At 70.0% G+C, this 14,545-nt stretch carries 15 protein-coding genes; 13 read left to right on the top strand and 2 right to left on the bottom strand.

The window, feature by feature from the left end; translation table 11 throughout:
- The 11 genes from D7V93_RS21610 to D7V93_RS45880 form a co-directional block, all read left to right on the top strand.
- Positions 1 to 1,672, top strand: a 1,672-nt coding sequence (locus tag D7V93_RS21610) for a DUF4388 domain-containing protein (protein WP_120645218.1), incomplete at its 5' end; no start/stop codon positions are given.
- 2 nt (positions 1,673 to 1,674) lie between these two features.
- Complete coding sequence (locus D7V93_RS21605) at positions 1,675 to 3,459, top strand: ABC transporter ATP-binding protein (RefSeq protein ID WP_120645216.1); 1,785 nt, start codon at positions 1,675 to 1,677, stop codon at positions 3,457 to 3,459.
- Entirely contained in the window at positions 3,456 to 3,725 is a 270-nt protein-coding gene (locus tag D7V93_RS21600; RefSeq protein WP_120645215.1) for a hypothetical protein, read from the top strand. The genes D7V93_RS21605 and D7V93_RS21600 overlap by 4 nt, the downstream gene beginning before the upstream one ends.
- A complete protein-coding gene (locus tag D7V93_RS21595; RefSeq protein WP_244237423.1) occupies positions 3,722 to 4,888 on the top strand; it encodes a PHP domain-containing protein in 1,167 nt (388 codons plus the stop codon). Before D7V93_RS21600 ends, D7V93_RS21595 begins: the two co-directional genes overlap by 4 nt.
- Positions 4,889 to 4,908: 20 nt before the next feature.
- A complete protein-coding gene (locus tag D7V93_RS21590) occupies positions 4,909 to 6,183 on the top strand; it encodes a 3-deoxy-D-manno-octulosonic acid transferase (RefSeq protein ID WP_120645213.1) in 1,275 nt (424 codons plus the stop codon).
- A complete protein-coding gene (locus D7V93_RS21585) occupies positions 6,180 to 7,181 on the top strand; it encodes a glycosyltransferase family 4 protein (protein WP_120645212.1) in 1,002 nt (333 codons plus the stop codon). The genes D7V93_RS21590 and D7V93_RS21585 overlap by 4 nt, the downstream gene beginning before the upstream one ends.
- Positions 7,181 to 8,212 carry a glycosyltransferase gene (locus tag D7V93_RS21580; RefSeq protein WP_120645211.1) on the top strand — a complete coding sequence of 344 codons (1,032 nt, stop codon included), beginning with the start codon at positions 7,181 to 7,183 and terminating at the stop codon, positions 8,210 to 8,212. Before D7V93_RS21585 ends, D7V93_RS21580 begins: the two co-directional genes overlap by 1 nt.
- 5 nt (positions 8,213 to 8,217) lie before the next feature.
- Positions 8,218 to 9,318, top strand: a complete 1,101-nt coding sequence (gene lpxK, locus D7V93_RS21575) for a tetraacyldisaccharide 4'-kinase (RefSeq protein WP_120645217.1) — start codon at positions 8,218 to 8,220, stop codon at positions 9,316 to 9,318.
- A 31-nt stretch (positions 9,319 to 9,349) separates the two neighbouring features.
- The gene (locus D7V93_RS21570; protein WP_120645210.1) at positions 9,350 to 10,363 is read left to right on the top strand and encodes a bifunctional heptose 7-phosphate kinase/heptose 1-phosphate adenyltransferase; all 1,014 of its coding nucleotides are present in this window, start codon (positions 9,350 to 9,352) and stop codon (positions 10,361 to 10,363) included.
- Positions 10,360 to 10,848, top strand: coding sequence for an adenylyltransferase/cytidyltransferase family protein (locus D7V93_RS21565; RefSeq protein ID WP_120645209.1), 489 nt, complete (start codon positions 10,360 to 10,362; stop codon positions 10,846 to 10,848). The genes D7V93_RS21570 and D7V93_RS21565 overlap by 4 nt, the downstream gene beginning before the upstream one ends.
- A 2-nt stretch (positions 10,849 to 10,850) precedes the next feature.
- On the top strand, positions 10,851 to 11,027 hold the full coding sequence (locus D7V93_RS45880; RefSeq protein ID WP_167509481.1) for a Trm112 family protein: 177 nt from the start codon (positions 10,851 to 10,853) through the stop codon (positions 11,025 to 11,027).
- On the opposite strand, the gene D7V93_RS21560 is transcribed toward D7V93_RS45880, so the two are convergent.
- Complete coding sequence (locus tag D7V93_RS21560) at positions 11,017 to 12,126, bottom strand: glycosyltransferase family 9 protein (RefSeq protein ID WP_120645208.1); 1,110 nt, start codon at positions 12,124 to 12,126, stop codon at positions 11,017 to 11,019. The two genes, D7V93_RS45880 and D7V93_RS21560, sit on opposite strands and share 11 nt — an antisense overlap.
- Positions 12,127 to 12,207: 81 nt before the next feature.
- On the opposite strand from D7V93_RS21560, the gene D7V93_RS21555 reads away from it, so the two are divergent.
- Together D7V93_RS21555 and gmk are read left to right on the top strand one after the other, a co-directional pair.
- Positions 12,208 to 13,086 carry a YicC/YloC family endoribonuclease gene (locus D7V93_RS21555; protein ID WP_120645207.1) on the top strand — a complete coding sequence of 293 codons (879 nt, stop codon included), beginning with the start codon at positions 12,208 to 12,210 and terminating at the stop codon, positions 13,084 to 13,086.
- On the top strand, positions 13,083 to 13,706 hold the full coding sequence (gmk, locus tag D7V93_RS21550; protein ID WP_120645206.1) for a guanylate kinase: 624 nt from the start codon (positions 13,083 to 13,085) through the stop codon (positions 13,704 to 13,706). The genes D7V93_RS21555 and gmk overlap by 4 nt, the downstream gene beginning before the upstream one ends.
- A 597-nt stretch (positions 13,707 to 14,303) precedes the next feature.
- Here gmk and D7V93_RS46160 read toward each other — a convergent pair.
- The coding region (locus D7V93_RS46160) for a hypothetical protein (protein ID WP_208723097.1) at positions 14,304 to 14,545 on the bottom strand (242 nt) is incomplete at its 5' end.

The raw sequence follows: 14,545 nt of genomic DNA, 5'->3' as shown, positions 1-14,545 counted from the left end.
GGGTGGGCGGGTGCCCATCGTGGCCATCGACAAGGGGCACCTGGGCCGGGCGCGCGGCGTGGGCTCGGTGTTGGACCTGAAGGTCAACGCGTACATCCCGGATCCGCTCAAGCCGGGGGAGCTGGTGCCGCGGCTGGAGTCGCTGGTGAAGGCCGCGCAGGCCGTGGTGCTGACGGGCCTGGCCGCCACGCTGTCGCGCTCCGCGGTGGCGACGGGCGACCTGAAGGGCTTCCCGCTGCCGGCGCTCTTGCACTCGCTCTACCGGCTGCGCCGCGATGGCGTGCTGGTGGTGGCCCACCGGGGGTTGTCGCGGCGCGTGTACTTCCTGCGCGGCGGGCCGGTGAACTTCGACGCCTCCGCGAAGCAGGACGCCCTCCCGCGCTTCCTGCGCGAGCGCCAGGTGCTCACGGAGGCGCAGGAACAGCCCGTGGTGGAGGCGCTGGCCTCCGGGATGCGCATCGGCGCGGCGCTGGCGGACGTGGGCGTGGAGGCGGTGGGGGAGGAATTGCTGGCCCTGCTGCGCGACTTCACGAGGGACCGGCTCGGCCGCGTGCTGGCCATGCGGGAGGGCCGCTATGCCTTCTACGCGGGCGACGAGTTCTCCACGGAGGTGGCCTCGGTGGAGCAGCCGGCCCTGGCGCCGCTCCTGGAGGCGGCCCGGCGGCGGATGCCATTGAAGGTCGTGGCGGCGGGCCTGCGCGCGCACCTGAACGAGTACCCCGTGCGCTCGGCGGACTTCGGCCGGGACCTCCAGGCGATGGCGCTGGACACGGAGGACATCAAGCTGGCCATGCAGGTGAATGGCCGCATCGTCCTGAGGGATTTGCTGGCGCACGGGCGCGCGGAGCTGCGGGCGGCATACACGCTGCTGTGGTTCCTGCGGCTGACGGGCGGGGTGACGTTCTCGCCGGTGCCGCTGGCGTCGGGGACGGACGTGCTCAGCGCGTCGGCGGCGCCGGACGTCATCGCGCCGCGCAAGCGCAAGACGCTGCCTCCAGAGACCGCGGCGGCGCTGCGCGAGGAGGCGGTGCGGATCATCACGCGCAGCTACTTCGGCGGGCTGGGCCTGCACATCGCGGCGGACAAGGAGGCGGTGGAGCGCGCGTACCACGAGACGGCGATGCGCTTCCATCCGGACACCTACGCGGAGTTCGACATCTCGGACCTGCGCGACCTGTTGGATCAGGTGCAGGAGAAGCTGTCCGCCTCGTACCGCGTGCTGAGCGTGGACGAGAAGCGCCGCGCCTATCTCCAGTACTTCTTAAGCCGGCAGGAGGTGGTGGGCCGGGCGACCGCCATCAACGTGGACGCGGAGATCGCGTTGCGTCGCGGTGAGTCCGCGCTGAAACGGGGCGACTACCGCGCGGCCATCCAGGGCTTCGAGGAGGCGGTGTCGCTCAACGAGCACGAGCCCGAGTACTACTCGTACCTCGCCTGGGCGAAGTACCGGGGCTCGCCCGGGTCGCTGATGCAGCGGGCGCTGGCGGCGCGCAAGGTGCTCAAGCAGGCGCTGACGTTGGACCCGTACCTGGAGCGCGCGCAGATCATCGCGGCCATCATCGAAATCGACCTGGACGACGCGCCGCTCGCGCGCAAGAAGCTGATGAAGGTGCTGGAGCTGAACCCGTACTCGGTGCTCGCGAGGGCGGCCCTGCAGAAGGTGGTGAAGTAGTCATGCATCACGCGCTCTGGCGACTGCTGCGCTATGCGAAGCTGCACGCGGGAATCCTCGTCCTGGCCTTCCTGTGCATGGCGGTGCTGGGGCTCGCCACGGGCGCGTACGCGTACCTGCTGGGCCCGGCCCTGCGCTTCCTGCTGTCGGGAGGCGAGGAGGGGTTCGCGAGCGCGCACCGGGTGCCGTGGCTGGCGGACCTGCCGCGCGAGGCGGCGCTCTGGGGCTTCCCGGTGCTGGTGCTGGGCGTGGGCGTGGTGAAGGGCGTGGGGTATCTGGGCCAGTTCTATTTCATGGGCCTGTTCGCGCAGCGCGTGGTGAAGGACCTGCGGCGTGACCTCTTCCTGCGCCTCACGGCGCTGTCGCCCTCGCAGATGTCCCGGCAGCGGACGGGAGACCTGCTCAGCCGCTTCTCCTCGGACGTGATGGCGGTGGAACAGGCCGCCATGTACACGGTGGGCTCGTACCTGCGCGACACCATCCAGGTGCTGGTGCTCGCGGGCGTGGCGCTGTCGATGAGCCCGCTCTTGGGCGGCCTGATGCTGGCGGTGATTCCGCTGGCGGCGCTGCCCGCCTCGAAGCTCACGCGCAAGGTGTTGAAGGGCACGCGGGAGGGGCAGGCGCACCTGGGGCAGCTCGCGGGTCAGCTCCACGAAGGGCTGGGAGGGCTGCGCACCATCCAGGCCTTCAACGGTCAGCAGGCGGAACTCGCGCGCTTCGAGTCCTACGCGAAGGCGCATGAAGAGGCCGTGGTGGGCGCCGCCTGGGCGCGCGGAGGCGTGCCGGGGCTGATGGAGGTGCTGGCGGCGGCGGCGCTGGCGGGAGCGCTGGGGTACGCGGCGGCGACGCGGGCGATGGAGCCGGAGGCGCTCCTGTCGCTGCTGACGGCGGTGATCCTCGTGTACCAGCCGGTGAAGGACCTGGGCCGGGTGACGCAGTTCGCGGTGCAGGCGGGAGCGGCGGGCGAGCGGCTCTTCGCGCTGCTCGACCTGAAGCATCCGGTGGAGGACGCGCCCGGAGCCATCCCCGCGCCGGCGATGCGGGACTCGCTGCGGATGGAGGGCGTGCGGTTCTCCTACGGGGAGCGGCGTGCGCTCGAAGGGCTGACGCTGGACCTGAAGGTGGGCCAGGTGGCGGCGCTGGTGGGTGGCAGTGGAGGCGGCAAGAGCACGGTGACGTCGCTGCTACTGCGCTTCGAGCGTCCCCAGGAGGGCCGCATCCTCCTGGATGGAGTGGACGCGGACACGTACACGGCGGCGAGCGTCCGAGCCCAGTTTGCCCTGGTGACACAGGAGCCGCTGCTCTTCCACGGCACGGTGCTGGAGAACCTGCGCCACGCGAGGCCGAACGCGACCCGCGAAGAGGTCGAGGCCGCGGCGAGGGTGGCGAACGCGGACGGCTTCATCCAGGCGCTGCCGCAAGGCTACGACACAAGAATCGGTGAGCGGGGCGTCACGCTGAGCGGAGGCCAGCGCCAGCGCTTGTGCATCGCCCGGGCGGTGTTGTCGAAGGCGCCGGTGCTGGTGTTGGACGAAGCCACCAGCAGCCTGGATCCGGAGAACGAGCGTGAGGTGCAGGCCGCGCTCGCGAAGGTCCTCCCGGGCCGGACGGCGCTGGTGATTGCCCACCGCCTGTCCACGGTGACGAGCGCGGATGTCATCCACGTGGTGGAAGCAGGACGTATCGTGGAGAGCGGCAGCCACGCGGAGCTGCTTCAGGAGGAGGGCCGCTACGCCTCCATGTGGCGCCTGCAGACGACGGGATCCGTGGAGCGAGGAGCGGCATGAAGGCGCCCGAGGCTTCCGTGCCGTGGACGTGCGAGCACGGCATGAAGGCGTCCGACGCATCCGTGCTGTGGACGTACGAGAGCAGCATGAAGGCGTCCGACGCATCCGTGCCGTGGATGTGCGAGCACGGCATGAAGGCGCCCGACGCTTCAGTGCTGTGGACGTGCGGGCATGGCACGAAGGCGTCCAACGCTTCCGCGCCGTGGACGTGCGAGCACGCCACAGGCCGCCCGGCCGCTCGGGTCCTCGGATGGATCCGCGCGTGAAGTCCGCGAAGCGCCTCCTCTCCCTGGGCGTCCGAGCGGTGCTCGGGGTGCTGCTGCTCCTCCTGGGCATTGCGGGCTTCTTCGCCTTCGCGGCGGGCTTCGCGGACTACCCGGTGGTCGCCCCCACGCCGACGGCGAAGCCGTGGATCCGGGGCGCGTACCACGTGCACACCACGCGTTCGGACGGACACGGGACGCCCGCGAAGGTCGCGGCGGCGGCGAAGGCCGCGGGCCTGGACTTCGTGGTGCTCACCGACCACAACGACTTCAAGCCTCCCATCGCGACCTGGATGGACGGCGTGCTGCTCATCCCCGGCGTGGAGCTCTCGACCAGCGCGGGCCACCTGGCCGCCTTCGGAATGCAGCGGCCATTGCAGGACATGAAGCCCTGGGGCCCGCCCGAGCAGTCTGTGGCGGCGGTCGAGGCCGCCGGAGGAACCGCGGTCCTCGCCCATCCGGTCCAGACGAAGAACCCCTGGAAGGACGAAGCCACCGCGCACCAGGTGCCCGGCTTCGAGCTGTACTCGGCGGACACCTTCTTCCGCCAGGCCCTGCACAGCCCGCTGAGCCGGCTCCTGCCCGCGCTGGGGGCGTCGCTGGTCAACCCGGTGCACGGAGTGATGTTGCTCGTGGCCCCGGAGCCGGAACCCACGGCGCGCTTCCTGGAGCTGGCGAGAGAGCGTCCAAGGCTCGCCCTGTGCGCGCACGATGCGCACGGCCTGCCCGCGTACGAGACCGTCTTCAGCGCGCTCGACCTGGAGTTTCCGCCCGAGTTGCTGCCGGGGCCCCTGTCCAGGGATGCCCGCGAGGCCGAGGCGCAGGTCACCCAGGCCCTGGCGAGCACCCAGGCACTCTGCGTCTTCCGGGCCCTCGGAGCGCCAGACGGCTTCGCCCTCGAAGGGTACGACGCGAAGTCCCGCGAGGCCCCCGTGGGAGCGGTGCTCACGGTGCGCCTCCCCGAACACGACCCCGGAACGCTCGAGGTCCGGGTGTGGGGAGAAGGCCGCCTGAGCCCCGACGGACAGCACGTCGAGCTGACCGGTCCCGGAGCGGTGCAGGTGGAGGTCTGGGCCCACGCGCCCGGGCGCTTCTTCGGCCACGAGTGGCGTCCGTGGCTCGTCCCCAGTCCGGTGCGAGTGGTGCCGCGACCACCGGGCATCTGATAGAGCGCGGGACGTCGCCCATGCGCCTGCTCTACATCGTCGCCACCTACGTCCTCTTCGCGCTGCTGTTCCCGGTGCTCTGCGTGCACCGGAAGACGCGTCACGGGCTGATGCAGCGGCTGGGCTTCTACGCGCCCGGAGCGCTGCCCGAAGGCAAGGGCCCGCTGCTGTGGCTGCACGGAGCCAGCGCGGGAGACCTGCTGGCCCTGGCGCCCATGTTCGGCCCGCTGCGCCAGCGCTTCCCCGGGTGCCGCATCGTGCTCTCGACGATGACGGACAGCGGCCACGCGATGGCACGCGACCGGTTGGCGAAGCAGATCGACGGAGTCGTGTACGCGCCCTACGACCTGTGGGGCGCGACCAGGCGCGCGGTGCGAGCCCTGCGCCCGGACGTGCTGGTGCTGGAGTACACGGAGGTCTGGCCCAACCTCATCCGGGCCGCGAAGCGCTCCGGCGCGAGCGTGGTGATGACCAACGGCCGTTTCTCTCCCGCGAACGTGGGGAAGTACCGGACGCTCTTCGGGCTCATCGGGAACCCGCTGGAGGATCTGGACCTGCTCCTGATGCGGCAGGAGGAAGAGGCCGAAAGGGCCAGGACCCTCGGAGCCCCTCCGGAGCGGGTGCTCACCACGGGCAACACCAAGTTCGACGCCCTGGCCGCGGGCCCCGCGCCCGAGGACGAAGCCCTGCGAAGCGCGCTGGGCCTCGCCCGGGAGCAACCCGTCTGGATCGCAGGCAGCACCCATGAGGGTGAGGAAGAAATCCTGTTGCAGGTGTATCAGCGTCTACGGGAGCGTTGGCCCACGCTGGGGCTGGTCATCGCGCCGCGCTACGTGAACCGGGCCGAGCGGATCCTCGCCCTGGCGAAGGAGCGGGGCCTGGACGCGGGGCTGCGCTCGAAGGGAAACCCGGAGCGGGCGGCGGTGGTGGTGATGGACTCGATGGGAGAGTTGTCACGCGCCTATCGCCTGGCCACGGTGGTGTTCGTGGGAGGGTCGTTCACGAAGCGGGGCGGCCAGAACATCCTGGAGCCAGCGGGGCAGGGCAAGCCGGTGTTGTTCGGCCCGCACATGGACAACTTCCGGGACAGCGTGGCGGTGCTGGAAGGAAACGGAGGCATCCCGGTGGCGGACGGAGAGGCGCTGTACACCGCGCTCAAGGACCTGCTCGAGCACCCGGATCGCCTGAGCGCCCTGGGAGCCCAGGCCGGGGCCACGGTGCGCCGCATCTCCGGAGCCAGCGACCGCAACGCCGAAGCGATGGCCGCGCTGCCGCGCCGAGAGGGAAGCCCATGACGCTCATCGTCCATCCCCACTTCCACAAGCGCTACACGGGAGTGACCCGGCACGTGGAGTCGGTGGTGCCCGCGCTCGCGAAGGGCGAGGAGACGCGGGTCATCGGCTCCGGCCTGACGGCGGACCTGCCGCGCATCACCTGGGCGGAGTTGATCCGCCGCTCCCACCAGGAGCCCATCGTCTGGCACGCGCACCGGAACAACGAACTCCTCGCGGGGATGTTGCTGAAGATGTTGGGAGGCCGGGTCCGCCTCGTCTTCACGAGGCACACGTCGGTGGCGCCCACGCGCTTCACCCGCTGGCTCGCCCGGGGCGCGGACGCGCTGGTGTCGCTCACGAGGCAGATCTCCGACGTCATCGCGCTGCCCTCCACGGTGATCTCGCACGGCATCGACCTCACGCGCTTCCATCCGCCGGCAGATCGGGACGCCGCCTGGGAGCGGCTGGGGCAGGGCGGGCGCTACGGCATCGGAGTCATCGGGCGCATCCGCAAGGAGAAGGGGCAGGGCGACTTCCTCGAAGCCCTGCGGCCGTTGTTGCCGGAGCGACCGGAGTGGCAGGCGGTGCTGGTGGGGCTCGCGAAGGGCCCGGACCTGGAGTGGGTGAACGGCCTGCGCCGGGGCATCGAGGACCGGGTGAAGCTCGCGGGTGAGCAGTCCACCATCGAGCCCTGGTACCAGGGCCTGAGTATCCTGGTGCACCCGTCCTACGCGGAGGGCTACTCGCTGGTGCACGTGGAGGCGATGGCTTCGGGCTGCTGTGTGGTGGCCTCGAAGCTGCCGTACCTGGACACCCTCATCGAGCATGGCCGAACGGGCTTCTTCTTCGAGCCCGGAGACGTGAAGGGGCTGCGCGAGCTGTTGGATCAACTGACCCGCGAGCCAGAGCGAGCCCGCCAGGTGGGCCGCAACGCCGCGGAGGAAGCGCGCCGCCGCTGTGGTGTTGAACACGAAGCCAGGGCCTTGAGCGACCTCTACCAATCGCTGGTGAAGCGCTGATGCGCATCCTGCACCTGCTGGCGAGTCCGTTCTGGAGCGGCCCGGCGGAGAACGTCGCGCTGCTGGCCCAGGCACAGCGGGCCCTGGGCCACGAAGTGACGGTCGCGGTGGACCGCAAGCGCCGCGACATCGCCGCGGAGGAGCCCGCCGTGCCGCGCTTCCAGTCCCTGGGCCTCCTGGACGAGGGAGGCCTCGCGTTGTCCGTGAAGTCGCCGCCCTGGGAAATGTGGAGTGACCTGCGAGCACTCCGCCAGCGACGGGTGGACGTGCTGCACGCCCACTTCACCCACGATCACCTCCTGGCCAGGTGGGGAACGCCAAAAGGCGCGGTGCGGATCCGCTCCATCCATGCGCCCCGTTCGCTGAGAGCGTCGCTGCCCGAAGCAGGCGGCTACACGGTGCCCGCGAGCCATCTGCGAGCGAAGCTCGAAGGTCGACACCGTCCCGTCCAGGTACTCCCCGCGCTGGTGGATCCGATGTTCGAGCCGACGAAGGACCGCCAGGCCCTGCGCCGGGACCTGGGGCTCGGGGACACATACCTCGTGGGAATGATCTCCACGTTCCAGGAGAGCCGGCGTCACGCGCTCGGAGTCGAAGCCTTCGCCACGTTCACCCGACACCGCCCGGATGCCCGCCTCGTACTGGTCGGAGACGGAGCCCTGCTCGAAGCGACCCGGACGCAGGTGTCGGAGCGAGGCCTCACGGAGCAGGTCACGTTCGCGGGCTACCAACAGGGCCCGGCCTTCGTGAAGTGGCTGCAGGCCCTGGACGAGGTGTGGATCCTCGGCCTGGGGAACGACTGGAGCGCAAGGGCCGCGGCGCAAGCGAGGGCCTGTGGAGTCCGGGTGGTGGCGGTGAAGGAAGGAGCGCTCCCGGACCTCGCGGATGCGAAGGTGGAAGCGCCCACGGTGGACGCCGTGGTGTCCGCCGCACTCTCCGAATCCCGAGCCATCACGGAGCACCCGAAGAACGAAAGCATCGCCAACGCCGTCCTGGACCTCTACCAGCAGGCAGCGGAGGCCCGGAGATGACCACCATGCAGGGCCCGGAGCCTGGCGCCCCCACGGCCCTGGAGCGGGTCTTCTACCCCCCGAAGCCAGAGCCATGGGCCCGTCGAGCCTTCCTGTCGCCCCTCGCGCTCCTGTCCTGGACGTACAGCGGAGCGGTCCGCCTGAGAGGCGCGCTCTACGACACCGGCCTGCTGCGAGCCGAACGAGTCGGAGGGCTGCGAGTCCTCTCGGTCGGCAACGTCAACGTGGGAGGCACGGGCAAGACGCCCGCGGTGCTGCACCTGGCCGAACTGCTGCTCCAAGAAGGTCGCAAGGTCGGCATCCTCACGAGAGGCTACGGGCGCGAGTCCCGCGAGCCGCTGACCTTCACGGGAGCCGAATCTCCACCCACGGTGGGCGAGGCCGGAGACGAACCCCTGTTGCTCGCGCGAAGGTGTCCCAAGGCCCGCCTCTTCGTGGGAGCGGATCGGGTCGCGGCGGCACGCAGGGCGAGGGACGACTACGGTCTGGACACGGTCCTGCTGGACGACGGCTTCCAGCACCGCCGCCTCCATCGGGACGAGGACCTCGTCGTCGTGGACGAGTCCGTGGGCCTGGGCAACGGTCACCTGCTCCCCAGAGGACCGCTGCGAGAGCCACCCTCGGCCCTGCGCCGGGCCACGCTCCTCTGGCTGCGAGCGGCCCCCCTGTCTCAAGACCCCGTGGCCCCCATTCCCTGGCTCGAAGCCGTGACGGCGCCCCGGGTCCGGACGCGCTACGGGCCCACGGGCTGGTGGGATCCCTCGGGCACCGAGCACGCGACGAACGCGCTCGAAGGAAGGCCGGTCCTCGCGCTCGCGGGACTGGCCCGGCCCGGAGGCTTCCTGAAGACGCTCACCGCGCTGGGAGCAGAGGTGGGGGACGCCGCCCTCTTCCCGGATCATCACCACTTCACCGCGGACGAACTGCGCGGGGTCGAAGCCCGGGCCCGACAGCAGGGCGCGCTCGTGGTGACGACGGAGAAGGACGCGGTGAGGCTGCCCCCGGGGTTCGAGGCCTGGGTGGTGCGCCTGGGCGTGGAGGTCCTGGAGGGCGAATCGCATCTGCGGCGGGCACTTGGGCTGAAGCCGGAGACGCGCGACTTGTGAGGGTCGGAGGGCTGTGGGACAACGCGCGCCCATGGCCGCGGTCTCGTCCTCACGTCCGACAGCTCCGTCCTCGCGTCTGCCACTCGCCTTCGCGCGCCGCCGGGTGTTGCTGGTGGGAGACCTGGTCGCTGACCACTATCTCTACGGGCAGACGGATCGGGTGAGCCGCGAGGCCCCGGTGCTCATCGTTCGCTACGAGTCATCGGAAGTGAAGCTCGGCGGAGGCGCCAACGTGGCGGCCAACGTAAGGACGCTGTCCGGCCAGGTGACGGCGGTGGGCGCGCTGGGCGTGGACCCGATGGGGAGGTCGCTGCGCAAGCTCTTCGACGCCGCGGACATCCGGCTGCACGCGGTCAGCAGCCGGACCATCGAGACGGAGACGAAGACCCGCATCCTCGCGGGCGGCGTGAGCACCACGAGGCAGCAGATGCTCCGGGTGGACCGGGGGCAGCGAGGCGCCCTGCCGCCCCGGATGCGCAAGGCGATTGCCCGGCAGGTGGAAGCCGCGGCGAAGGACGCGGACGCGGTGGTCGTCTCCGACTACGGCGCCGGCGTGGTCAGCGAAGAGGTCCGCGAGGTGCTGCGGAAGCTCGCCCATGACGGACTGCCTGTGTGCGTGGACAGCCGCTACGCGCTCGCCTCCTTCGTGGGCCTCACGGTGTGCAAGCCCAACGAGCCGGAGCTGGAAGCGCTCACGGGCCGCCCGGTGCGCACGAAGGAAGATCTGCTGGAGGCAGGACACGCGGCGGTGCGCAAGCTGGAGTGCCAGGCGCTGCTGGTGACGCGAGGAAGGCACGGCATGGCGCTCTTCGACGCGAAGGGCGGAGTGGACCTGATTCCCGTGCACGGAGCGAAGTCGGCGGTGGACGTGACGGGAGCGGGGGACACGGTCATCGCGAGCCTCGCCCTGTCGCTCGCCGCAGGAGCCTCGTTCGGAGAGGCGGCGCGGCTGGCGAACGTGGCGGGAGCCCTGGTCGTGCAGAAGCCCGGCACGGCGACGGTCTCCAGGGAAGAACTCCTCGAAGCGCTGCGGAGCCCACGATGAACACCTTGGACAAGCTTCGCCCCCTCGCCGCCATCGCGGAGGAGCGGGAGCGCTGGCGCGAGCAGGGCCGCACGGTGGCGCTGGCCAACGGAGTCTTCGACCTGCTGCACGTCGGGCACGTCCGGTACCTGGAAGGCGCGAAGGCGCTCGCGGACGTGCTGGTGGTGGCGGTGAACTCGGATGCCTCGACGAGGGCCTACAAGGGGCCCGGACGTCCCCACATCCCGGAGGCGGAGCGCGCGGAGCTGGTCGCGGCGCTGGCCTGCACCGACCGGGTCGTCGTCTTCGACGAAGCGAACGTGCGAGCCATCATTCGCGCCCTCAAGCCCGACGTGCACGTGAAGGGGACCGACTACACGCCGGACACCATTCCAGAAGGGGACGAGGTCCGGGCCTACGGAGGCCGGACCGCGGTGTCAGGAGACCCGAAGGACCACAGCACCACGGAGCTGGCGCGCAGGCTCGGACGCGAAGGCACGAAGTAACCATGGGCCTGGACCCGGTGCTGCATTCCATCCTGGGCTGCCCCCACTGCAAGGGCGCCCTCGAGTCGCACGAGGGCCCGCCACCCGAAGTCCGCTGCCCCCGCTGCTTGCGAGCCTGGCCGGTGGAGCAGGACATCCCGCAGCTGGTGCCCGAACGAGAGCGTCCGCTCACCCCGTGAGCGAGCCACGCCCTGAGACGAACGACCGGACCTCCTCGGCCACGCGCTGTTCCAGACCCGCGCCGGAGGCTCCGTCGATCAAGGGCGTCAGGTCCACCATCCGGTGAGGAGGGAAGGCATGGCCCCAGCGCTCCATGTCGATGCGCAGGAAGAACGCCAGGGTGGGAGCGCCAACGGCCACGGACAGGTGCATGGGCCCGGTGTTGTTGCAGACGGTGAGCCCGGCGGCCCGCATGAGCGCCGCGAGCTCGTCGATGCTCGTGGCCGGGGCAAGCTCCGCACCCGGCGCGCCCGAGAGCACGGCCTGCGCCAGCGGCTCTTCACCCGGGCCCCAGGTGACGACGGGCGCATAGCCCAGCGAGAGCAGCTCCCGGGCCGCCGCCGCGAAAGCCTCGGCCGGAATGCGGCGCTCGCCCAGCCGGCCCCCCGGGTTGATGACCGCGCGCCGCGAGCCCGCCCGGGTGAACGCCTCCAGGTACTCACGGAACGCGGTCCCGACGACCGGCTCCCGGAAGGAGAGCCCCCGGGCCACGGCCCCATTCGTCAGGGGCGTGAGCAGGTGCGTTCGCTGCACGGCTTCGTGCCGGGTATCGGGACGGGCGGGCACTGACACCGACTGCAGCAGGGACACGGGCCAGATGCCCGGCCCGATGACGACCGCCTTCGGTCCCGCCATCCGGGCAATCAGCGCACTCGTCACCGACGGAGCGCTCCAGTTGGCGCAATCCACCACGGTGTCATAGCCGGCACGCCGGAGCGCGCGGATCCCGGGGGCCAGGGGCCCCAGCCACAGGTATCGCCGGTCGAACGCCAGGACGGCATCAATCTCGGGATGTCCCTGGAGGACGCGGGCCACCTTGGAATGCACCAGCACATGCACCTCGGGAGGAGGGTGCACGTGGGCCTTGAGGGTCTTCAGCAGGGGCGTCAGCAGCAGGGCTTCGCCCACACGGTTGTCCGGCCGGACGAGCAGGACCTTGCGAGGGGAGGGGAGGGGCGTTCCGAGCGGACGACGACGTCCAGGGCGCCAGAAGAGGCCTGAGGCCAGGAGCGTCAGCGCCAGCTTCGCCCACGTTTCGAGCCGCTTGTGCCACGCCATCGCGGCGGACCCTACCAGAATTGGGATGGACGCAAGACGTTGGCTTGACCTGGGGACGGAAAGCCCCTAGCACCCGGCCCGATGCTCAAAAGCATGACCGGATTTGGTTCAGGGCGCGCCCGCGTGGGAGACGAAGAAGTCTCCGTGGAGGCACGTTCGCTCAACCACAAGTTCTGTGAAGTGAAGGTCCGGCTGCCGCGCGAACTGTCCGCGCTGGAACCCGCGCTCGTGAAGCTGGTGAAGGACCGGCTCGCGCGAGGCTCGGTGGAAATCCTGGTGCGCCGCCAGGCCGCCACCGTCTCCGGCAATGTCCCCACCGTGGATGTCGCCCTCGCCCGCGAGTACGCCAGGGCCTTCCGGGAAGTCGCCACCGCCCTGGGCCTCTCGGCGGACGTGGCCTGGTCGCAAGTGGCCAACCAGCCGGGCGTCATCCGCCTGGAGGAGAAGGGAGTGGACGTGGAGTCCGCCACCCAGGCTACCCAGACCGCGCTCCAGCAGGCCCTCTCCGCGCTGGAGACGATGCGCAACACCGAGGGCGAGTCCATCCACACGGACCTCGACACCCGGATGAAGCTCATCGAAGGGTGGAGCCAGGAAGTGGCCCGGCTCGCGCCGCGCGCGGTGAACGACTACCAGCAGCGGCTCACCGAGCGTGTGGCGGAGCTCGCGCGCGGCGTCGCGGTGGACCCGCAGCGACTGGCGCAGGAAGTCGCCCTGTTCGCCGAGCGCACGGACATCGCCGAAGAGGTGACCCGCCTGGCGACCCACCTCGAACAGTTCCGGCTGCTGATGGCGAGCCCCGAGCCCGTGGGCCGCCGCATGGATTTCCTCGTGCAGGAGATGCACCGCGAGGTGAACACGACAGGCTCCAAGAGCCAGCACGCGGAGATTTCCTCGCGTGTGGTCTCGATGAAGGCCGAAGTCGAGCGCATCCGCGAACAGGTGCAGAACGTCGAATGAACGAACCCTCTGGACTCCCGCCTGGTCTGCTGCTCGTCCTCTCCGCTCCTTCAGGGGCGGGCAAGACCACCCTTGCGCACCGACTGCTGAAGGAGATGCCGGACGGCATCTTCTCCACGAGCGTCACCACCCGCCGGCCCCGGGGCAAGGAGCAGGAAGGGGTGGACTACCACTTCGTTGGAGTGGCCACCTTCCAGGAGAAGATCGAGCAGGGCGAGTTCGTGGAGTGGGCCGAGGTGCACGGCCACTTCTACGGAAGCCCCCAGTCCGTGGTGGACGAAGCGCGTCGGCGCCGCGGCACCGCCGTCTTCGACATCGACGTGCAGGGCGGGCAGGCCATCAAGCGCAAGCACCCTGATGCGGTCCTCATCTTCGTCCTGCCGCCCTCCATGGATGAGCTGGAGCGCCGCCTCCGGGACCGCCAGACCGACTCCGACGAAACCATCCGTCGGCGCATGCTGGGTGCTCGCTCGGAGATCGAGCGGGGAATCGCGTCCTACGACTACATCGTGGTGAACGACGACTTCGAGCGCGCCTACCATGAGCTGCGCTCGGTGGTGGTCGCGGAGCAGTGCCGCAGGGGACGCGTGGACCTGTCCAAGCTCAAGCTCGGGAGCTGAGACCTGCGGGAATCGGTGGAGCGGGCTGACGGTTTCCCCTCCACCACGTCGCGATGCGCCAGCGGTCTGCATCAAACTTCTTGCGCTGCCTGGTCGTCTGTTGGATAAGCCGCACACCTCGCGGCGACACGCAGGCGTCACTCCGGTGGCACTTGAACGACGCAGGGAAGAAGGGATCCGAGAAGGCGGCTTTACTGGGCCTCGCGGATCGAACAGGCAGCGGAGCACGGGGAAGAAATCCCGCGCGAACGAGGCCTGGTTCTGCCGGTGACGGGAAGTTGACATTCTCCGGTTCACTTCTTAGATGGATACCGCAGCAGGGCAGTTGATCAGCGGGCGTTGAAGGTGTTGGAGCGGGTTGCCGCCTCGTGGGAGGCGGAGCTGAAGCAGCGGCGGTCGGGAATCGGAAGCAGCAGGATGGCGGTTGACAGTAGACGCGGCGGGAAGTTAGAAGCCGCGCCCCTCGACGAAAGCGGGCAGCCAACGCGGACGCCGAGAGCAGCAAGGAGTCAAACCGAAAGGGTTGACTCTGAAGTGCGCGGTGGTAGAAGCCGCGCCCCTCACCCGGAAGCCCGCGCACTGGCGCGGAAGGTACTTCTAGGAGAGGTGTAGCGCCGACAAGAAAATAGGGCAGTCAACAAGCGAGTTGACAGCGAGCGCGGCGGAAAGATAGAAGCCGCGCCCCACCGAAAAAAGTCCGGAAGGCAACAAGCGGACGGGAAGCGGTGAGGAAAGCTGAAAACGAGCGGTTGACAGGGAAGGCGGCGAAGAAGTAGAAGCCGCTCCCCTTCGAAAGAAACGGCGGAAGTCACTGGACGGCGCCGAAGAAATCGAAGAAG

Origin of the sequence: Corallococcus llansteffanensis, assembly GCF_003612055.1 — a bacterium.
In the GTDB taxonomy this organism is placed as follows: domain Bacteria; phylum Myxococcota; class Myxococcia; order Myxococcales; family Myxococcaceae; genus Corallococcus; species Corallococcus llansteffanensis.
This window is presented reverse-complemented; position numbering and strand designations above follow the sequence as displayed.